This window comes from Bradyrhizobium sp. SHOUNA76 (assembly GCF_023006445.1).
Classification (GTDB): Bacteria; Pseudomonadota; Alphaproteobacteria; order Rhizobiales; family Xanthobacteraceae; genus Bradyrhizobium.
In genome coordinates this window covers 1-19,436 of sequence record NZ_JALBHA010000067.1, presented here as the reverse complement: position 1 = coordinate 19,436, position 19,436 = coordinate 1, and the positions used below count along the sequence as shown (strand labels likewise).

At 65.1% G+C, this 19,436-nt stretch carries 15 protein-coding genes and 1 pseudogene; 8 read left to right on the top strand and 8 right to left on the bottom strand.

Annotation, left to right across the window (positions count from 1 at the left end; all coding sequences use genetic code 11):
* Window positions 1-405 (bottom strand): annotated as a pseudogene (locus MOV74_RS11125) (AraC family transcriptional regulator); the annotation flags it as partial.
* A gap of 187 nt (window positions 406-592) precedes the next feature.
* Here MOV74_RS11125 and MOV74_RS11120 point away from each other — a divergent pair.
* The 4 genes from MOV74_RS11120 (at window position 593) to MOV74_RS11105 (ending at window position 4,850) form a co-directional block, all read left to right on the top strand.
* Window positions 593-1,042: a cupin domain-containing protein gene (locus MOV74_RS11120; RefSeq protein ID WP_246921449.1), complete on the top strand. Its 450-nt coding sequence runs from the start codon at window positions 593-595 to the stop codon at window positions 1,040-1,042.
* A gap of 96 nt (window positions 1,043-1,138) precedes the next feature.
* A complete protein-coding gene (locus tag MOV74_RS11115; protein WP_246921446.1) occupies window positions 1,139-2,629 on the top strand; it encodes an NAD(P)/FAD-dependent oxidoreductase in 1,491 nt (496 codons plus the stop codon).
* A 92-nt stretch (window positions 2,630-2,721) separates the two neighbouring features.
* Window positions 2,722-3,789 carry a hypothetical protein gene (locus MOV74_RS11110; protein WP_246921443.1) on the top strand — a complete coding sequence of 356 codons (1,068 nt, stop codon included), beginning with the start codon at window positions 2,722-2,724 and terminating at the stop codon, window positions 3,787-3,789.
* Between the two features lie 65 nt (window positions 3,790-3,854).
* Complete coding sequence (locus tag MOV74_RS11105) at window positions 3,855-4,850, top strand: NAD-dependent epimerase/dehydratase family protein (RefSeq protein WP_246921440.1); 996 nt, start codon at window positions 3,855-3,857, stop codon at window positions 4,848-4,850.
* A gap of 32 nt (window positions 4,851-4,882) precedes the next feature.
* Here MOV74_RS11105 and MOV74_RS11100 read toward each other — a convergent pair whose 3' ends face one another.
* Window positions 4,883-5,674, bottom strand: a complete 792-nt coding sequence (locus MOV74_RS11100; protein ID WP_246921437.1) for an ABC transporter substrate-binding protein — start codon at window positions 5,672-5,674, stop codon at window positions 4,883-4,885.
* A gap of 245 nt (window positions 5,675-5,919) precedes the next feature.
* Here MOV74_RS11100 and MOV74_RS11095 point away from each other — a divergent pair, with 245 nt between their 5' ends.
* Together MOV74_RS11095 and MOV74_RS11090 are read left to right on the top strand one after the other, a co-directional pair.
* On the top strand, window positions 5,920-7,113 hold the full coding sequence (locus tag MOV74_RS11095; protein ID WP_246921433.1) for an efflux RND transporter periplasmic adaptor subunit: 1,194 nt from the start codon (window positions 5,920-5,922) through the stop codon (window positions 7,111-7,113).
* An 11-nt stretch (window positions 7,114-7,124) separates the two neighbouring features.
* Entirely contained in the window at window positions 7,125-10,274 is a 3,150-nt protein-coding gene (locus MOV74_RS11090) for an efflux RND transporter permease subunit (protein WP_246921430.1), read from the top strand.
* Between the two features lie 192 nt (window positions 10,275-10,466).
* On the opposite strand, the gene MOV74_RS11085 is transcribed toward MOV74_RS11090, so the two are convergent.
* Both MOV74_RS11085 and MOV74_RS11080 read right to left on the bottom strand, forming a co-directional pair.
* On the bottom strand, window positions 10,467-12,734 hold the full coding sequence (locus tag MOV74_RS11085; protein ID WP_246921427.1) for a cation:proton antiporter: 2,268 nt from the start codon (window positions 12,732-12,734) through the stop codon (window positions 10,467-10,469).
* Between the two features lie 363 nt (window positions 12,735-13,097).
* On the bottom strand, window positions 13,098-14,270 hold the full coding sequence (locus MOV74_RS11080) for an MFS transporter (protein WP_246921424.1): 1,173 nt from the start codon (window positions 14,268-14,270) through the stop codon (window positions 13,098-13,100).
* Window positions 14,271-14,332: 62 nt separating this feature from the next.
* Here MOV74_RS11080 and MOV74_RS11075 point away from each other — a divergent pair, with 62 nt between their 5' ends.
* Together MOV74_RS11075 and MOV74_RS11070 are read left to right on the top strand one after the other, a co-directional pair.
* Complete coding sequence (locus MOV74_RS11075; RefSeq protein WP_246921421.1) at window positions 14,333-15,133, top strand: helix-turn-helix transcriptional regulator; 801 nt, start codon at window positions 14,333-14,335, stop codon at window positions 15,131-15,133.
* A gap of 280 nt (window positions 15,134-15,413) precedes the next feature.
* Entirely contained in the window at window positions 15,414-16,766 is a 1,353-nt protein-coding gene (locus MOV74_RS11070) for a malonyl-CoA decarboxylase (RefSeq protein ID WP_246921418.1), read from the top strand.
* 132 nt (window positions 16,767-16,898) lie between these two features.
* Here the strand turns inward: MOV74_RS11070 and tarD are convergent, their stop codons facing one another.
* From tarD to MOV74_RS11050, 4 genes are all read right to left on the bottom strand, one after another.
* Window positions 16,899-18,068 (bottom strand): mandelate racemase/muconate lactonizing enzyme family protein, encoded by a 1,170-nt coding sequence (tarD, locus tag MOV74_RS11065; protein ID WP_246921415.1) that lies wholly within the window; start codon window positions 18,066-18,068, stop codon window positions 16,899-16,901.
* Between the two features lie 127 nt (window positions 18,069-18,195).
* Window positions 18,196-18,438, bottom strand: coding sequence for a DUF3297 family protein (locus tag MOV74_RS11060; protein WP_041748727.1), 243 nt, complete (start codon window positions 18,436-18,438; stop codon window positions 18,196-18,198).
* An 11-nt stretch (window positions 18,439-18,449) separates the two neighbouring features.
* Window positions 18,450-18,926 carry a glutathione peroxidase gene (locus MOV74_RS11055; RefSeq protein ID WP_246921411.1) on the bottom strand — a complete coding sequence of 159 codons (477 nt, stop codon included), beginning with the start codon at window positions 18,924-18,926 and terminating at the stop codon, window positions 18,450-18,452.
* A 2-nt stretch (window positions 18,927-18,928) separates the two neighbouring features.
* A partial coding sequence (locus MOV74_RS11050) for an amidase family protein (protein ID WP_246921408.1) occupies window positions 18,929-19,436 on the bottom strand: 508 nt, incomplete at its 5' end.

Here is a 19,436-nt window from a genome sequence, read left to right as displayed (position 1 = left end):
CCCCTGGGCGCAGTCGCGCCACATCATCCGGGTCGGGATCGTCGGCGACAGCAGTGACGCCGTCCGGTCCGGCGCGGCATCGAGCTCGGTGACGCCGGCGCGAATGTGGGCCGAGCCCGTGAGCGGGACCTGCACCAGGAAGAAGCGCTCGAGGCAGCCGGGATCGATGCCGACCGACCCGCCATAGGCAACGTAGTTGATGGAAAAGCCGTCGAAGGCCGCGCAATTGTGCCGGGCCGAGAAGTCGGCGGCGCGCGCCTGTGCCGGCTGGAGATCGTGCGGGCAGAAGATGCGCCCGATCTCTTCGGCCGCTTCGTCGACATCGTCGGTAGTGACGCGGGCGAAATCCGCGAGCCGTTCGGCCGCGGGCACCCTTGCGCTCCTTTCCAGCACGGCTGCGGACATGGTCGACCACGCTTCGCGTCACGGAATTGCTTTAAGCCTATAATAGTCCCCCGGGCGCGAAAAGGGCGGCGTCAGCAAAATCGTCATGCTGCACGGCAACAGGCGCCTTCGGATTCGTTTAGCGGATAGACGGCGGCCCATTGTTGATTGAAGCTCCATCCTCGCCGGAATCCATGAGGAGCGCGTCATGACTGCACTCGAAAAGGGCATTACCGCCGCTGGCACAGGCTACGGCGACAAGAGCTGGAACATCCTGGGTCAAGTTTATTTCCCAAAGGCCGTCACCGACTCCACCTTCGCGTTCGAGACCAACAGCGATCCAGGCCAGTTCGTGCCGGTGCACATCCATCCGACCCAGGACGAGTTCATCCTGGTGCAGGAGGGCACGCTCGACCTCAAGCTCGACGGCAAATGGGTCAAGGCCCATGCCGGCGATCTCGTGCGCATGCCGCGCGGCATCCCACACGGCTATTTCAATAAATCCGACAAGCCGTGCCGCGCGCTGTTCTGGGTCTCGCCAATGCAGAAGCTGGAGGCATTGTTCAACCAGTTGCACAATCTGACCGACCCCGCCGAAGTCGTGCGCATCTCGGCACTGCATGAGGTCGACTTCCTGCCGCCCGAGGCCAACGACTAGGCGCGGGCTCCACTTCCATTTGCTTGCGGTTCCGCCGGCGCGCCTCGCGGCCGAACGAAGCCGCTTGCGTGAAACACATTGATTGCGAGCCATCCCATGGTCAGCCCAAAACATGTCTGCGTGATCGGTGCCGGCGTCTCCGGCCTTGCTGCCGCCAAGGCGTTCTCCAGTCGCGGCCACCGCGTCACCATCGTCGAGCGCAGCTGCGATCTCGGCGGCGTCTGGGAGCCGGCGCGCTCCTACCCCGACGTGCAGACCCAGAGCCCAAAGGAGCTCTACCGCTACACCGACCGCGCCATGCCGGACGCCTATCCGGAATGGCCGACCGGGCCGCAGGTTCATGCCTATCTGGCCGACTACGCGAAGAGTTTTGGCCTTGACCGCATGCTGCGCCTCGACACCGAGGTTGCCGGCATGGCTAGGCGTGCCGACGGCAGGCCGGGCTGGACGCTCTCGCTCTGCAGCAAGGGCGGCGCGCGCACGAACGAGGATTTCGATTTCGTCGCGGTCTGCACCGGGCAGTTCAACGAGCCGCGCGAGTTGCATTGCCCGGGCGAGGACGGATTCCTGGCACAGGGCGGCCAGATCCTGCATTCGTCGAAATACGGCGATCCCTCGCTGGCGAAAGGACGCCGCGTCGTCGTGCTCGGCGGCTCGAAATCGGCGACCGATATCGCGGTCAACGCGGTGAAGTCGGGTGCGCGCGAGGTCACCATCGTGATGCGCGAGCCGGTGTGGCGTATTCCCTATTTCATCGGCGGGCTCGTGAACTTCAAGCGTATCCTCTACATCCGCGCGCAGGAGGAGATGTTTCCGGGCTGGGGCATCGGTGCGATGACGCGGCTCGCACACCGCATCGCCGCGCCGCTGGTGTGGGCGAACTGGCGCGGGCTGGAGAGCCTGTTGAAGGCGCAACTCAAGCTTGGCCGCTGCAAGATGGTGCCGAAGGAGCGGATCGAGGACGGCGTCAACTGCTCGGTGCCGATCGCAACGCCGGGCTTCTATCCGATGGTCGCCGACGGCCGCATCAAGGCGGTGTTCGGCACGTTCGACCAATATGACTGCGACAGCATCGTGATGAGCGGCGGCGAGCACATCAAGGCCGACGTCGCTGTGCTCGCGATCGGCTACAAGCTCGGCGTGCCGTTCCTGCCCGAGGCTTACAAGCAGAGGCTGGTCGATGCCGACGGGCAGTATCGGCTCTACCGCCTGATCGCCAACCCCGATCTGCCCGAACTCGGCTTCGTCGGCTTCAACTCGTCGTTCTGCACCGTGCTCTGTGCCGACCTCGCCGCCAACTGGCTGGTGCGCTATGCCGACGGCCAGCTCGCCAACCAGCCGACGGCGCAGCAGATGCACGACAACATCGAGATGATGCTGCACTTCAAGCGCGTCGAACGGCCGGCGGCCGGCGTCTATGGCGGCCTCTGCGTCGCGCCCTATCACTACCGCCATTTCGACGAGCTGATGGCCGATATCGGGGCGAAGAACCAGAAGTGCGGCGGCCTTGCCGGCCGCTTCCAACCGCCGGATGCGGGCGCCTATGCGAAATTCCTGGCGACGGCGCCGGATTACCGGGCGGCGTGAGAAGAATTGCGACTGAGCGGGATTTGCATCTCGCCAGCCCGCGCTTCCGATGCTTACGATCTCCCTGGCCAGCGAATCGATGGGAAACGGCCATGGGATCCAGACGTCTTGCCATCTTTGCGGCTGTTGCCTTCTTCGCGGCGGCGCCCGCCGCCGGACAACAGCGCGCGCTCACGCCCCGGCAGTCGGAGGCGGTCGCCGCCTATGACCGGGCGCTCGCCGAGTTCAAATCGGTCCTCGCCGAGCGGCGGCGCCAGATCGACGCCAAGGAGCCGCTGCCGAACCTGCCGGGACAGGCGCTTTATCTGGCGCGTGTCGCCGTGATCAGCAGCTACAAGGATCTCACCGATGCCATGCCGTCGCGGATCGGCAAGCCGAACAAGTTCGAGATTCCTCCGGCCTATTTCGACGCCGAGATCGAGCCGTTGATTGACGAGTATTCAAAACTGTTCGACGTCATGGAGGCGCCGCCCGCCAATGCGCAGAACTCGGCGACACCTTTCAAGGACGTCGTCGATCTCGCCAGAGCGATCGCGCGCGCCAAGGGACTCGCGCCTGACCACGCGGACGCCGCGGGACGCATCAGCCTCGGGCTTTTTTTTGCCGAGACCAACGGCAAGCAGAACGTTCGCAACGGGCGCTCGAACACCTATATGGGCAGCTTCCAGACCGGCCCGTCCGAGGACCGCAACGGCCACAGGAAATGGGAGGCGATCAAGGGCGAGATCGCGACGATCGATCCGGGCCTGAGCGCGCGCGACGACAAGGAGGAGGCGCGGGCCCGCGGCACCGACCACCGCTTCAACCATTGGACCAACGTCCGCGACGGCCTGATGAACGCGCATGCGGATGTATTCCGTGAGATACCGGGAATCGTGAAGACGCTGCCCGACCCGATCGACCAGATGAAGCTGTTCGAGCTGATCCAGATCGTTCCCACCCCGACCAGATCGGCCCTGAAGTCGGGCGATCTCCTGAACTACCGGGTGTCCAGTCCCACGATCATGAAGCACCTGCGCAACAACAGCATCTTTGCCTTCGGGCAGGCCGATCGGGCGCGCACCTCGGCAAGCTTCCGCGAGATCCTCGCGGCGATGTGGCTGTTCAACCGCAAGTTCGAGCGCGCCATGGCGAAGTACGAGGAGATCAAGGGACGCTGAGGGGCGGTTGCAACCGCTACCGGACGTTGTAGGCTCTTCGCCTCATCGGCGGCACGGACCTTTTCATGCGCATCCTCATTCTCGGCGGCAGCCAGTTCCTTGGGCGCGCGATCGCCTCCCACGCTTGTGCTGCCGGCCATGACGTGACCTGCGCCGCCCGCGGTCTCGCGGGGCCGATCGCGGCGGGCGCCCGCCTCATCCGGATCGATCGCGACGTCGCTGACGGACTTGCGCCACTGACCGGCGAGACGTTCGACGCAGTGGTCGACGTCTCGCGACATCCCGGTCAGGTCCGCCGCGCGGTCGCAGCGCTGAAGCGGCCGGGTGTGCATTGGACCTTCGTCTCGACCATCAGCGTGTACGCGGATAATCGCATACCGGGACAACGCGCCGACACGGCACCGCTGCGTGAGCCCGTTTCGATGGATATCGAACACAGCACCGATGCCATCTATGGCGGCGCCAAAGTCGCTTGCGAGCAGGCGGTCGGCGACGATGCCTTCATCTGCCGAGCCGGCCTCATCGCCGGGCCGGAGGACACGACCGGGCGCTTCGCCTATTGGCCGGCGCGGCTGGCGCGCGGCGGCGAGGTGCTGGCGCCGGGATCGCCTGACGATGCCGTCCAGTTCATCGACGTGCGCGATCTCGCGCAATGGATCGTGCATGCCGCAGAGGTTCGCCTCACCGGCATCTATGACGGGATCGGACCGCTGCGCACGCGCGGCGAGTTCCTGGTCGAATGCGCCGCCGCACTGAACGCGTCCTGCACGTTCACCTGGGTCGATCGCGCCTTTCTGGAAGCGCATGACGTGCGGCGCTGGGCGGGTCCGCGGTCATTGCCGCTGTGGCTGCCTCTGCCCGACTTCGCCGGCTTCATGACGCGCGACCCCTCGCCGGCCCGCGAGGCTGGCCTAAACTCGCGCTCGGTCGCGGTTACCGCACGCGACACGCTCGAATGGCTCCGCACCAGCAACGGCCCGGTCGTCGGGCTCACCGCCGAAGACGAGCGGGACGTGCTTGCGGCGTGGCATGCCCATGCGACCGCTGCGACCGGGATCTAGCCCGATCTCGCGCAAACCAAACCGACCTCTCCCTACTCCGTCCGGATCGGCGCGTCCTTCAGGCCATTATCGTCGTAGGCCTTGCGCAGCGTGCCGTTCGTCGTCGCATCCGTCATGAACGTCGTGACGAAGGTCAGTGCTTGATGATGGCCGAGCGGCACGGCGACGGCCGTCACCGTCTTCTTGAACGTCTCGTCCAGCACCCTGGTGCCGGGAATCTTCTGGGCCATCTTGTTGAGCTGATCGCGCGACAGCGCGAAGGCGTCGATCTCGCCGCTCCTCAGCAGGCCGAAGATCTCGTCATAGGTCTGATAGCCCGTGACCTTCGCATGCTTTAGATGCGCGATCGCGCCGCGCATGGTCGTGGTGGCGTTGACGGCGGCCACCTTGATGCCGGGCTGGTCGAGGCCGGCGAAGTTCGTGACGTTCGAGCCCGGCTTGACGATGTAGGTGGCGTCCGCGACCTCGTAGATCGGCCCGAACAGCATCTTGGTCTCGCGCTCGGGATCTTTGGGCAGCCAGGTGACGTCCCAGGTCCCCTGGCCAGCGGCATCGGTGATCTGTCCGGAATTCTGGTGCACGACATATTCGACTGACACGCCGAGCTGGACGGCCATCGCCTTGCCGAGATCGACGGGAACGCCGGCATAGCCGGCATCGGTCCTGGTCGACCAGAATGCGCCGCCTGCGGGGCTGATTGCGATCGCGACCCGCAGCTTGCCGGTCGGCGCGATCTCGTCCTTCAGAGCGTCAGCTAGCGCGGGCATCGCAACCGCCGCGGCGAGAAGGAGGCCGGCGAGGGCCGACCGAAATGGCGTTGGCATGTCATGGTCTCCTCACCTTTTCTTCTTGGCTTCTTCCCGGCTGGCTCGCGCACCGTGACACGGTCTTTGACATAATTCTGGTCGATCGTGCGCTCGGTGAAAAGCGGTTTGTCATGACAAATCTGTCAAAGGCCACACCGCCCCGGGCAGCGCAAGGCCTGCGACTGCCATAGCCATGGTGTTTCACGGCCGGACATTTGTTGGTAGCCTGTCGCACCGACAGACGATACTCGGGGGGCTACCGAATGACCTCATCGAATCCCGAATCTCCCGAACGGCGCAATGAAGTGTGGAGACAGGCTGGGCGGACACTCGCCGCCACGGCCGTCGTGATCGCGCTGACGGGTTGCGAGGACAAGAACACGTTCGTGGCACCCCCGCCCCCCAAGGTGGAGGTGGCAACGCCGGTGCAGCGTCCGGTCACGCGCTACATCGAGGCCACCGGCAACACCGCGCCGATCAAGAGCGTCGACCTCGTGGCGCGGGTGCAGGGCTTTCTGCAATCGATCGACTATCAGGACGGCAGCTTCGTCAAGCAGGGCACCCAGCTCTTCACGATCGAGCCGGAGACCTATAAGCTCAAGCTCGAGCAGGCGCAGGCGGCCGAGACCGGCGCGCAGGCCACGGTCAAGCAGGCGGAAGCGGACTTCAAGCGGCAGGTCGAGCTGGTGCAGCGCCAGGCGGTCTCGCAGTCGACGCTCGATACCTCGACGTCGACCCGCGACAACGCGCAGGCCAGTCTCTCGCAGGCCCAGGTCAACACCAAGCTCGCCCAGGTGAACTACGGCTACACCAACGTGACCGCGCCGTTCGACGGCATCGTCAGCGCCCACATGGTCTCGGTCGGCGAGCTCGTCGGCGTGTCCTCCCCGACCCAGCTTGCGACCATCGTCGCGATGGACCCGATCTGGGTAAACTTCACGGTCAACGAGCAGGACGTCCTTCGCATTCGCGCCGAAGCGGCCCGCCGCGGGCTGACCGTCGCCGACCTCAAACAGTTGCCGGTCCAGGTGGGCCTCCAGACCGAGACTGGATATCCGCATGAAGGCCACCTCGACTACGTCTCGCCGACCCTCAATACATCGACGGGCACGCTCGCGGTGCGCGGCGTCGTGCCCAACGACAAGCGGGCGCTGCTGCCAGGTTATTTCGTCCGCGTCCGCGTGCCCTTCGACCAGGAGAAGAGCGCCCTGCTCGTCCCCGACACCGCGCTCGGCAGCGATCAGGGCGGCCGCTATCTCCTTGTCGTCAATAACGACAACATCGTCGAGCAGCGCAAGGTGCAGATCGGCCCCGTCGACAACGGGCTGCGCGTGATCGAGAGCGGCTTGAAGCCGGAGGACCGCGTGGTGATCGCTGGGCTGCTGCGGGTGATTCCGGGCCAGAAGATCGATCCGCAAGCAACGAAGATCGAGCAGCCACAGGCGTCTGCCAAGTAGGAGCCGCCGCCATGATCTCAAAGTTCTTCATCGAGCGGCCGGTCCTCTCGAACGTCATCGCGCTGTTGATGATCCTGATCGGCGGCGTCGCGCTGTTCAATCTCGCCGTCGCGCAATATCCGGATGTGGTGCCGCCGACCGTGCAGGTCACCACGCGCTATCCCGGCGCCAGCGCCAAGACCGTGATCGACACGGTTGCCTTGCCGATCGAGCAGCAGGTCAACGGCGTCGAGGACATGCTCTACATGCAGTCCTACAGCGGCTCGGACGGCACCTACACGCTGACCGTGACCTTCAAGATCGGCACCGACCTCAACTTCGCGCAGGTGCTGGTGCAGAATCGCGTGTCCAGCGCGCTGTCCCAATTGCCGAGCGCCGTGCAGAATCAGGGCGTCACCGTGCAGAAGCGATCGACCTCGATCCTGCTGTTCGTGACGCTGACCTCGCCGGACTCCAGATACGACAGCCTCTACTTAAGCAACTACGCCACCATCAACATCCGCGACGAGCTCTCCCGCCTGCCCGGCGTCGGCAACGTCACCGTATTCGGCGCCGGCCAGTATTCGATGCGGGTCTGGCTCGATCCGAACAAGCTTCAGGTCCGCGGTCTGGTGCCGCAGGACGTCATCAACGCAATCCAGCAGCAGAGCCAGCAGGTCTCCGCCGGTCAGGTCGGCGCACCGCCGACGCCGCCGGGTCAGGCGTTCCAGTACACGCTTAACGTCAACGGCCGGCTCGACGACACCAGCCAGTTCGAGAACATCATCGTCAAGTCCGGCACCAGCGGCGACGTTACGCGGGTGCGCGACGTCGGCTGGGTCGAATTGGGCGCGCAGACCTACAGCCAGATCTTCTCGCTCAACAAGCAGCCGGCCACCGGCATCGGCGTGTTCCAGTCGCCCGGCGCCAACGCGCTCCAGGTCGAGCAGGCCGTCGAGAAGAAGATGGCGGAGCTCGCCAAGCGGTTCCCGGAAGGCATCAGATACGACACGCCGTTCGACACCACCAAGTTCGTCGAAGCCTCGGTGCACGAGGTCTACATGACCTTGATCGAGGCCGGCCTGCTCGTGCTGGTCGTGATCCTGGTCTTCCTGCAGGACTGGCGCGCGATGCTGGTGCCGGCAACCACCGTGCCTGTCACCATCATCGGCGCGTTCGCCGCGATGGCGGCGCTCGGCTTCACCATCAACATGTCGACCCTGTTTGCGATCGTGCTGGCGATCGGCATCGTGGTCGACGACGCCATCGTCGTGGTCGAAGGCGCGGCGCACAACATCGAGCAGGGCATGAACGGCCACGACGCCGCGATCAAGGCAATGGACCAGCTGTTCGCGCCGATCGTCGGCATCACCCTGGTGCTGATCTCGGTGTTCTTGCCGGCCTCGTTCCTCGCCGGCCTCACCGGGCGCATCTATTCGCAATTCGCGCTGGTGATCGCGGCGACCGCGCTTCTCTCCGCCATCAACGCGGCAACATTGAAGCCGACGCAATGCGCGCTGTGGCTCCGGCCGACGGTGCCGCCGGAGCAGCGCAATTTCTTCTACCGGGGCTTTAACGCGGTCTATAACCGTATCGAGCGCGGCTACACACGGCTGATCACGTTCCTGTGCAGGCACGCGACGGTCTCAGTGGCTTTCGCGCTTCTGGTCATCGCAGCCAGCGGCTACGGTCTGTCGCGGGTGCCGACCGGCTTCCTGCCGATCGAGGACCAGGGCTACCTGATCGCCGCCGTCCAGTTACCCGATGGAGCTGCGCTTGAGCGCACCCAGACGGTGCTCGACCGGGCGAGCGAGATCATCAAGGATACGCCCGGCGTCCAGCAGGTCATCACCATCGCCGGCATCTCCGCGCTCGACAACAGCGCCAGCCTTGCCAATGCCGGCGTCGCCTACATCATCCTGAAGGACTGGGAGGCGCGCAAAGGCCCCGGCGAGGATCTGCGCTCGCTGGTGTACGGGCTCAACGACAAGCTCGCGACCATCATGGAAGCGCGCACGCTGGTGCTGCCCCCGCCGCCGATCCAGGGCATCGGCAACGCCGCCGGCTTCTCGATGCAGGTCGAGCTGCGCGACGGCAACAGCGATTTCGCCAAGCTGCAGGCGATCACCGGGGCGATGGTCTCGAACGGCCAGAGCCAGAGCGCGCTGCAGCGCGTGCAGTCCTCGTTCCGCTCGTCGGTGCCGCAATTCAACGTCGAGATCGACCGCGTCAAGACCCAGACGCTGCACGTCACCACCGATCAGGTGTTCTCGGCGCTGTCGACCTATCTCGGCTCGTCCTTTGTCAACCAGTTCAACAAATTCGGCCGCGTGTTCCAGGTCTACACCCAGGCCGATCCCGCCTTCCGCGTCACCGAGCGCGACATCGCCAACATGCAGGTTCGCAACTCGAACGGCGACATGATCCCGATCGGCACCGTCGCCAAGATCACGCCCGCCACCGGCCCGTCGCTGATCAGCCTCTACAACCTCTATCCGTCCTCGACCGTGATCGGCCTGCCGGCACAGGGGTATTCTTCCGGCCAGTCGTTGAAGCTGATGGAGGAGATCGCGGAGAAGACGCTGCCACCGGGCACCGGCTATGAATGGACCGCGATGTCCTATCAGGAGAAGGCGGTCTCGAACCAGATCTACTGGGTGTTCGGCCTCGCCATGCTGCTGGTCTATCTCGTGCTCGCCGGCCAGTACGAGAGCTGGTACGCGCCGATCTCGGTGATCCTCGCGGTGCCGCTGTCGCTGCTCGGGCCGATGCTGATCCTCTCCGGGCTCAAGATCGACAATAACCTTTATTGCCAGATCGGCCTGATCCTCCTGATCGCGCTGTCGGCCAAGAACGCGATCCTGATCGTCGAAGTCGGGCTCGAGCTGCACAATCGCGACGGCAAGCCGGTGCTGGAGGCCGCGATCGAGGCGGCGCGCGCTCGCTTCCGCCCGATCCTGATGACCTCGTTCGCCTTCATCCTCGGTGTGGTGCCCTTGGTGCTCGCGACCGGCGCCGGCGCCAGCGCGCGCAAGTCGATCGGCATCACCGTATTCTCCGGCATGCTGGCCTCGACCTGCCTGGCGGTGCTGTTCGTGCCTGCTTTCTTCGTGGTGGTGCAGCGGTTCGAGAACTGGCGGGCGAGCAAGAAGGCGCCGAAGGGGGCGGAGGTGAAGCCCTAAGAGCCGTTGGGTCGGATCAGCGGCGCTGCACGCTCGGTGTAACCTCTCCCGCCTGCGGGAGAGGTCGGCGCGAAGCGCCGGGTGAGGGTTTTTTCCTCTGGGGGAGTGTCCCAATGCGGGGAAAGCCCTCTCCCCGCCCCTCTCCCGCAAGCGGGAGAGGGAGCGCACCGCCCACACGGATATGGCTTGCCCCTAGCCCTTCTCCGCCGGAGCCTGCCGGGCCTCGCCGCTCGACACCAGCAGCACCGAGACCTTCGACTGCCTGAGGACGGCGTCGGCGACGCCGCCGAAGGACAGATGATCGCCCTGGATGCGGTCGACGCCCATGACCACGAGATCGATGTCGGTGGTCTCGATCTCGCCCAGGATCGCGGCCTCCGGCGCCCGGTTCACCCGCAGCGTGGTGGTGATGTCGACGTCGTAGCGGGCGGCGAGATCGCTGGCGTCCTTCAGGATGCCCGCCTCCTGGCTGAGGCCACGGGAGGCCCCGCGCTGCGTGCCCTTGTCGCGCGTCGTCGCGACATAGATCACCCGGAGCGAGCCTGATCCGGCCTGCGCCAGCGCGACCGCGACCTCGGCCCCGCGCTTGGAGACGCCGCTGCCGGAGACCGGAACGAGGATGTTGAGCCCTTCTGGTACCGGCTGCTTCAGGTGCTTGCCCTTGGCCGCCACGATTGCGAGCGGTCCTTCAAACGTTGCTGCGATGTCCTCGATCTTGCGGTCGAAGCGATCCTTGGTCGCAGCGACCTTGTCGACACCGACGACGAGCAGGTCAAAACCCTTGCGCGCCTCCTCAGTGATGGTCTCGCCGAGTTCCGCACGCCGCGCGCGGGTGACGACATCGACGCTGCCGGCGCCTCCCTCGCCGCTCGCGGACACCGCCTCGGCCGCCTTCTTCACCACGGCCTCGTGACTCTCCTCCTCGTTGCGGCCCTTCTCCCGCTCCTCAGGCCGCTTACCGATGTGGAGCACGGTGATCGGCAGGCCGCGCATGCCGACGACCAGGCCCGCAATGTGGGCGGCAAAGGTGGCGTTGACGCTTTCGTCCACCGCCAGCAACGGGCGCTCGAGATTGGCGAGGAAGCCGCGCTTGTCGAATTCCTCCCGTTCCAGGCGCTCCTTCTCCTCCTTGCTCATTGGCAGCCTTGCCAGCGCCGCGCGCAGCATCGGCGGCATCGCCATCGTGGTCACGATCGCCATGGTCACGATCATCGTGAACAGGTTCTGGCTGAGCACGCCGATGGAGAGGCCGATGGTCGCGATGATCACCTCGGTCGAGCCGCGGGCATTCATGCCGCTGGCTAGCGCGAGCGACTCCCGCGTGCTGAGGCCGCCCAATGTGCCGCCGACGAAGGCGCCGCCGAACTTGCCGACGCTGGCGATCACGACCAGGAGGCCGGTGAGCATCAGGAGATTGGGATCGCGCAACACCGAGAGATCGGCGGCAAGGCCGGCCAGGCCAAAGAACACCGGCATGAAGAAGCTGGAGATCAACCCGCGCAAACGCTCGTCGATCTGCCGCGTCAGGATCGGGGATTCCCCGACCAGGATGCCGGCGACGAAGGCCCCGAGCACGGTGTGAACGCCGATCAGATGCGTGATCATCGCCATGACGCTCATCAACAGCAGGATCACCGTGATGACCGCCGCCGCGCTGACGAGGTTGTCGTTGGCCCACCGAATGAGCTGGAACACCAGGCGGCGGCCGATGGTGAAGCTGACGGCGAGAAAGGCGAGCGTTCCCAGCACGGCTTTCGCCACCGAGGCGATATCCAGCGTGCCGTGCGACGCCAGGCTGAAGATGACGGCGATGATGATCCAGCCGATGGTGTCGTCGATGACGGCGGTCGCGACGATGATCTGTCCGACATTGCGCCGCATGAAGTTCATCTCGCGCACGACCACCGCGACGATCTTCACCGAGGAGATCGACAGCGCCGTGCCCATGAACAGCGAAGCCACCAGGCGCTGCTGCGGATTGGGCAACAGCGCATCCGGCAGGAACTCGCCGAGCGCAAAACCGCAGGCAAAGGGCACGAGGATGCCGGCGATCGAGATCGCGATCGCGGCCCTGCCGACCTTCCGGACCAGCTTGAGGTCGGTCTCCATGCCGGTGAGCAGCAGCAGGAGCAGGATGCCCACTTGCGCGATGCCGTCGATCATCGCCTTCTGCTCGGGTGTCCTCGGGAAGATCGCGTGCTGGGCCTCCGGCCAGATCCAGCCGAACAGCGATGGCCCGAGAATGATGCCGGCGAGCAATTCGCCCATCACCGAAGGCTGGCCGATCCGCTGCATGATCTCGCCGAGGCCGCGGCCGACCGCGATCAACAGCACGATCTGCGCCACCAGCAGGAATTCGGACGGGCCGGCGGCTTTGCCCGCTTCGGCACCGGCCGCAATGGTGGTGAGGACAAGCGCCGCGGGGACAAGGCCGACCGGTCGGAGCAGGCTCCATGGCATGCAGGTGTCTTTCCCCCTTCACCCCGGTGTCGGGGCCATGGGGATAGAACCCGCGGGTGGTGGAGCGGGTTCCCGGCCTTCTCCGTCATTGCGAGCGCAGCGACTTGTCGGCCGAAGCCTTGGCGAAGGCGGAAGCAATCCAGAATCCTTCCGCAGAGACAGCCTGGATTGCTTCGTCGCAAGAGCTCCTCGCAATGACGGGGAGAGAATTGCGGCCTCACGCCCGGCTCGTGCCCCGGACGCAGCGCAGCACCGCTTGGCGGTGCGCTGCAGAGCCGGGGCCCACACGGCACGGGAATTCGTAGCTTCCGGGTCCCGGCTCTGCGCTCCGCTTCGCTGCGCGTGTCCGGGACACCAGGACCCTCACACCGCCTGCGGCGTCCTGATCTCGCGCGGCAGGATGATCGCGGCCGCTATTGCGAGCAGGCAGAGCGCGGCGAAGGCGTGCAGCATGGTGACGAAGCCGCCCTGCTCGTAGAGCCAGGCGACCAGGCCGACCGAGGCGCCCGCCGCGGTGAAGCCGATGAAATAGCGCACCGCGTAGGCGCGCGAGCGCCATTCCTCGCTGGTGTATTTGCCGACCATGGCGTCGTTCACCGTGACCTGCCCGAACGCGCCCATGACGATGCCGATCGAAACCAAAATCAGCGGCAGATTGTTGAGGGTCGCGGCCAGATACAGGAACGGCGCCAGCATGAAGGACAGCGGCAGCGCCACCGTCTTCAGCGAGTAGCGGTCGAGCAGCCGACCGATCGTGTACTGCGTCATCGCGCCGAACACGTAGACGCAGGCCGCGATGACACCGAGTAGCGCCGGGCTCTTGGTCAAATCCGCGAGCCGCTCCGCAAATAGCTTGGGCAGCGCCACGGTGACCGCGTTGAACGTGGTCGAGATCGCGATCACGACGATCAGCAGCGACAGCACCACGCGCCACATGTCCTGTTTTGCCACCCGCGCCTGCGCCGCAGCCTGCTTCGAGCCTTTGCGATCTTCATGGACGATGGTCATCGCAAAGGCGATGCCGATCAGGATCGTGACCACGCCGGGAACGATGAAGGCAAAGCGCCAGCCAAGATATTGGCCGACCACGCCGGTGACCAGCGCCGAGGAAGCGACACCGAGATTGCCCCAGACGCCGTTGATCCCCATCTCGCGGCCGAGCCTATCGGCATAGGACACGAGCATCGCGGTGCCGACGGGATGATAGATCGAGGCAAAGATGCCGATCGCCAGCAGCGCGGCGCCGAGCTGCGCCGGGGTCTGCACGAAGCCGACCGCGACCATGGACAGGCCGATTCCGACGAAGAAGATCAGCATCATGTGGCGGCGGCTCCAGCGGTCCCCCAGCCAGCCGGTGAGCAGCGAGCCCGCGCCGAAGGCAACGAAGCCCGGTGTCGCGTAAGGCAAAAGTTCCGAATAGGCCATACGGAGCGCCGGCCCCATGATGATCACCGCCGCCGCGAAGATCAGCATCGAATAATGGTCGATGAAATGGCCTGCGTTGACGAAACTGATCACCCGGCTGGGGCTGTTCATTTCCCGAATCCTCTCCTGCTCCGAAATGAGTTATATGTCCTCCCCATGACGGGATGCTGCCAATGACTGTCTTGGAAACGCCAATCCTCCGGGAGGTCCGGAGCAACCACCGCTCGCCCGCCGGCGTGCACCTGGTTGCGCGCGACTATCCCAAGGGCATGCGGATCGATCCGCATTTGCACCGCGAGGCGCAGCTGATCTACGCGGCCAAGGGCACGATGCAGGTGACCACGCCCGGGGGACGCTGGCTGGTGCCGCCGGACCGGGCCGTGTGGGTCCCGGCCGGGCTCGAGCACGCCATCGACCTGCTCGCCGACATCGAGATGCGGACGCTGTATTTCGACCTGTCCTGGCTGAAGCGTGAGCAGCGCCATGAGGGATTGACCAAGGAATTCGTGGTGCGGGTCTCGCCGCTGCTCAACCAGGCGATCCTTGCGCTGTTCGACGCGCGCAACACGGAGGAGCGCACCGAGCTGCTGGTTCGCCTCGTCATGCTGGAGCTGCACGAGGCCGAGGATTCCGCAACCTTCGTGCCGCTGCCGCGCGAGGTGCGCTGCCGCCGCGCCGCGATGATCGTGCTCGACGACCCCACCGGTCTGCACGACATCGACACGCTCGCGCGCGAGGTCGGAACCTCGGCACGCACGCTGTCGCGGCTGTTCTCGACGGAGACGCAATTGAGCTTCAAGAGCTGGTGCCAGCGCGCGAGGATTGCGGCGGCGATCCAGCGCCTGTCGACGGATGCCAGCGTGTCGGTGAAGCAGCTCGCGACATCGCTCGGGTATGCCAGCGTGCCGGCGTTCTCGGCGGCGTTCCGTCAGGTGACGGGACGGACGCCGACGGAGTTTGCGGGGAAGGGGTGAGGCAGCCGCCAAGCCGCAAGAATTCGTAGGGTGAGCAAAGCGAAGCGTGCCCACGTCTTTCGCTGTCGTAGAGAGGTGGTGGGCACGGCGCAAGGGCGCCTTTGCCCACCCTACGGCAGCGGTCCCCTCGGTGACATTGTCCGCATTCGACGGCATGCCTGCATTCTCCAAACGCACGGCCCGACTAAAGTTGCCGCATTCCTCCGCTTGATTGTGATCGGCTTCCACCCAAATCCCGTGTAAGCTTCTCGCAACGCACAAACCTGACACGAAAGCCCAAATGGCCAACGCCTTCTTCTCCGACCTGCTCGCCACCATCTCCGAGCGCGGCCGCACGCTGCTTCGTCGGGGAGACTCCGCTGACACCAAACGGGATGCGGACGGGCTGATCGAGCTCTGCGATGCGCTGCTGTCGGGCCGGGGCGAAGCCTCCGGCACCGCGATGGCGCGTGAGGTGCTCGACATCTACCGGGAGCTGGATGCGGCGGGACGCCGCGCCTTCTTCGACGGACTGGTGCGCGATTTCGGTCCCGATCGGGAGCGCCTGTCCAAGGCGATCGAGAAATGGCGCGCCCAGCCCGGCGACGAGGACGCAAGCTCCCTGCACTTCGCCTCGGAGCCGCGGCGGCAGGAGCTGATCCGCCGGCTCAACCGCGCGCCCGGCGGCACCGGCGATCTCGTCAACATGCGCGCCGATCTGCTCGGCATGATGAACGGGCACACCGATCTCGCCGCGCTCGATCGCGACGTCTCGCATCTTCTCTCTTCGTGGTTCAACAGGGGGTTTCTCGTGCTGCGCAGGATCGACTGGTCGACCCCGGCCAACATCCTCGAAAAGATCATTCGTTATGAGGCCGTGCACGAGATCAGCGATTGGGACGATCTGCGCCGCCGCATCGATCCGGTCGACCGCCGCTGCTACGCCTTCTTCCATCCCGCGATGGTCGACGAGCCCCTGATCTTCGTCGAAGTGGCGCTGACCGAGACGATCCCCGGCGCGATCGCGCCGCTGCTTGCGGTGGATCGCCAGCATCTGCCGATCGACCGAGCGCGCACCGCCGTGTTCTATTCGATCTCCAACACCCAGCGTGGCCTTGGCGGCATCTCGTTCGGCAGCTTCCTGATCAAGCAGGTGGTGGAAGAGCTGCGCCGCGAATTGCCGAAGCTCGACAATTTCGTGACGCTGTCGCCGGTGCCGGGCTTCATGCCATGGGTGAAGCAGGACAAGGACCTGCCGCTGTCGGACGAGGACCGCGAGGCGCTGAAGCGTCTCGACGATCCCAAATGGTTCGAAAGCCCCGAGACCACGGCGCTGCTCCGCAGCGTGCTGGAGCCGTTAGCTGCGCACTACTTCCTCAAGGCGCGCACGCCGAAGGGCAAGCTGATCGATTCCGTCGCCCGTTTCCATCTCGGCAACGGCGCGAGGCTCGAGCGCATCAACTGGCTCGGCGATCTCTCGCCGAAGGGCGTGCGCGAATCCGCCGGCGTCATGGTCAACTACCTCTACCGCCTCGACGACATCGAGAAGAACCACGAAGCGTATGCCAATGACGGCGAGGTCGTGGCGTCCAGCGCCGTGAAGAAGCTGCTGAAGGGCGAGGGGCGAAGGTTGCTGGATATGCGGTTGTCGTAGCGACAAACTGAACTGTCGTCCCGGACAAGCGAAGCGCAGATCCGGGACCCATAATCACAGGATTGGATTTGGCGAAGACCCGGAGTGACCAGCTCGCTCCATGTTGACGCGAACGTTGCGCTTCGAACGCCCCTACTCCGCCAGCGCCTTCATTTCCTTGTAGAGATCCGACTTGCCCTCGAAGCCGATGCCGACAAGCTCAGGCATGGTGATGTGGCCGTTCTCGACGCGCACACCATCCGGGAAGCCGCCATAGGGCTGGAACAGGTCGGGATAGCTCTCGTTGCCACCTAGCCCTAAGCCCGCCGCGATGTTGAGCGACATCTGGTGGCCGCCGTGGGGAATGCAGCGGCTGGGGGACCAGCCGTGGGTCTTCAACACCTCCAGGGTGCGCTGGTATTCGCACAGGCCGTAGGACAGCGCGCAGTCGAATTGCAGCCAGTCGCGATCGGGGCGCATGCCGCCGTAGCGGATCAGATTGCGGGCGTCCTGGTGGCTGAACAGGTTCTCGCCTGTCGCCATCGGGCCCGGATAGAATTCGGCGAGCGCGGCCTGCAGCGCGTAGTCGAGGGGATCGCCGACCTCCTCGTACCAGAACAAGGGATAGTCGCGCAGCATCTTGGCGTAGGCGATGCCGGTCTCCAGATTGAAGCGGCCGTTGGCATCGACCGCGAGCTGCGCGTCCTTGCCGATTTCCTTCAGCACCGCTTCGATGCGGGTGCGGTCCTCCTCGATATCAGCGCCGCCGATCTTCATCTTCACGACGTTGTAGCCGCGATCGAGATAGCCGCGCATCTCAGCCCGCAGCATCGAGAGATCCTTGCCGGGATAATAATAGCCGCCAGCGGCATAGACGAAGACGCGCGGATTGGCGGTGACGCCGTGGCGCTCGGCGAGCAGGCGGAACAGCGGCTTGCCGGCGATCTTCGCCACCGCGTCCCACACCGCCATGTCGATGGTGCCGACCGCGACCGAACGCTCGCCATGACCGCCCGGCTTCTCGTTGGACATCATCGCGGCCCAGACCTTGTCGGGGTCGAGATTGTCGCCGGAAGCGTTCAGCAGCGACTTCGGATCGGCCTCCAGAATGCGCGAGGCGAAGCGCTCGCGGATCAGGCCGCCCTGCCCGTAGCGGCCGTTGGAATTGAAGCCGTAGCCGACGACACGCTTGCCGTCGCGGACGACATCGGTGACGACGGCAACGAGGCTCGTCGTCATCTTGGTGAAGTCGATATAGGCGTTGCGGATCGGCGATGAGATCGGCTTGGTGATCTCGCGGACGTCGACGATGCGGACGGACATGGGGGTTGGCCTTTCACTTTCGTCATTGCGAGCGAAGCGAAGCAATCCAGAAATGCATCCGCGGAGGGATTCTGGATTGCTTCGTCGCAGGGGCTCCTCGCAATGACGAGGAGAGAGGCGCGCCAGACTACTTCTTATCCCTGAAATACGGCTCCACCGGCCCGTGCACCTTGATGGTCAGCGGGTTGCCGTGGCGGTCCTTGGCGTTCCCTGCGGTGACGCGGACCCAGCCTTCGCTGATGCAGTATTCCTCGACATTGGTCTTCTCGACGCCCTTGAAGCGGATGCCGACGTCGCGCGACAGGATGTCCGCGTTGTAATAGGGGCTGTTCGGATCGACCGACAGGCGGTCCGGAAATTCGTCGCTCATGATTGTCTCGCTTACAGCAGTGTTTCGATTTGATTGCGCAATCCTTCGGGCCGGGCGGTCGGTGCGTAGCGCGCGATCACCTTGCCGGCACGGTCCACCAGGAATTTGGTGAAATTCCATTTGATGGAGGCGCCGAGCAGGCCCGATTGCTGGCGTTTCAGGTACTCGTACAGAGGGTGCGCATTTGCGCCGTTGACGTCGATCTTCTCGAACAGGGGAAAGGTGACGTCGTAGTTGGTGGAGCAGAACGCCTGGATCTCATTCGCCTGCCCCGGCTCCTGCGCGCCGAACTGGTTGCAGGGAAAGCCGAGCACGGAGAAGCCGCGCGGCGACAGATCGCGATAGAGATCCTCCAGCCCGCGATATTGCGGCGTGAAGCCGCATTTGCTCGCGGTGTTGACGATCAGCAGCACCTGCCCTTCGAAACGGCGAATGGCGACCTCCTCGCCGGCAAGCGAGTTAGCCTTGAAGTCGTAGATCACGGTCATCGCTAGCCCACGGGATCGATCGGCGACGGCGGCACGCCGCCGGCCTCGATCGCTTCGCCCGCGAGGAGACACAGATCCTCGCGATAGCGGCCGGAGACGATGTGCACGCCGACCGGCGCCTTGCCGACGAGACCGGTGGACACCACGAGGCCCGGCAGGCCCATGAACGGGATCGCGATCTGCGGCAGCTGCGCTTCCCAGACCCGCTTGAAGGAGTCGTCGTCCTTGCGGTCGAGATGATCGGGGAACGGCAGCTCGCCGGAGACCGGCGTCAGCAACACGGCATATTTTTCGAAGAACAGCATCCAGTCGCGCGTCAGCGTCGCGCGGCGGGTCAGCGCCTTCGCGTAGTTGGCCTGGTCCATCGGCGTGACCCTGCTGCGGTTGCCGCGCAGGCACTGTCCCATCTTGATTACCGGTGCCGGCGGAGACGTGGGCTCCATCAGCAAAACGATGATCAACATGCTCATCGAGAAGAAGCATCCGGTGCGTGCCTTCGTACGTAAGGAC

What these genes read in the sequence shown, in the direction of transcription:
- MOV74_RS11120 (WP_246921449.1), top strand. Translation starts at nt 593, where the DNA reads ATGACTGCACTCGAAAAGGGCATTACCGCCGCTGGCACAGGCTACGGC.
- MOV74_RS11115 (WP_246921446.1), top strand. Translation starts at nt 1,139, where the DNA reads ATGGTCAGCCCAAAACATGTCTGCGTGATCGGTGCCGGCGTCTCCGGC.
- MOV74_RS11110 (WP_246921443.1), top strand. Translation starts at nt 2,722, where the DNA reads ATGGGATCCAGACGTCTTGCCATCTTTGCGGCTGTTGCCTTCTTCGCG.
- MOV74_RS11105 (WP_246921440.1), top strand. Translation starts at nt 3,855, where the DNA reads ATGCGCATCCTCATTCTCGGCGGCAGCCAGTTCCTTGGGCGCGCGATC.
- MOV74_RS11100 (WP_246921437.1), bottom strand. Translation starts at nt 5,674, where the DNA reads ATGCCAACGCCATTTCGGTCGGCCCTCGCCGGCCTCCTTCTCGCCGCG.
- MOV74_RS11095 (WP_246921433.1), top strand. Translation starts at nt 5,920, where the DNA reads ATGACCTCATCGAATCCCGAATCTCCCGAACGGCGCAATGAAGTGTGG.
- MOV74_RS11090 (WP_246921430.1), top strand. Translation starts at nt 7,125, where the DNA reads ATGATCTCAAAGTTCTTCATCGAGCGGCCGGTCCTCTCGAACGTCATC.
- MOV74_RS11085 (WP_246921427.1), bottom strand. Translation starts at nt 12,734, where the DNA reads ATGCCATGGAGCCTGCTCCGACCGGTCGGCCTTGTCCCCGCGGCGCTT.
- MOV74_RS11080 (WP_246921424.1), bottom strand. Translation starts at nt 14,270, where the DNA reads ATGAACAGCCCCAGCCGGGTGATCAGTTTCGTCAACGCAGGCCATTTC.
- MOV74_RS11075 (WP_246921421.1), top strand. Translation starts at nt 14,333, where the DNA reads ATGACTGTCTTGGAAACGCCAATCCTCCGGGAGGTCCGGAGCAACCAC.
- MOV74_RS11070 (WP_246921418.1), top strand. Translation starts at nt 15,414, where the DNA reads ATGGCCAACGCCTTCTTCTCCGACCTGCTCGCCACCATCTCCGAGCGC.
- tarD (WP_246921415.1), bottom strand. Translation starts at nt 18,068, where the DNA reads ATGTCCGTCCGCATCGTCGACGTCCGCGAGATCACCAAGCCGATCTCA.
- MOV74_RS11060 (WP_041748727.1), bottom strand. Translation starts at nt 18,438, where the DNA reads ATGAGCGACGAATTTCCGGACCGCCTGTCGGTCGATCCGAACAGCCCC.
- MOV74_RS11055 (WP_246921411.1), bottom strand. Translation starts at nt 18,926, where the DNA reads ATGACCGTGATCTACGACTTCAAGGCTAACTCGCTTGCCGGCGAGGAG.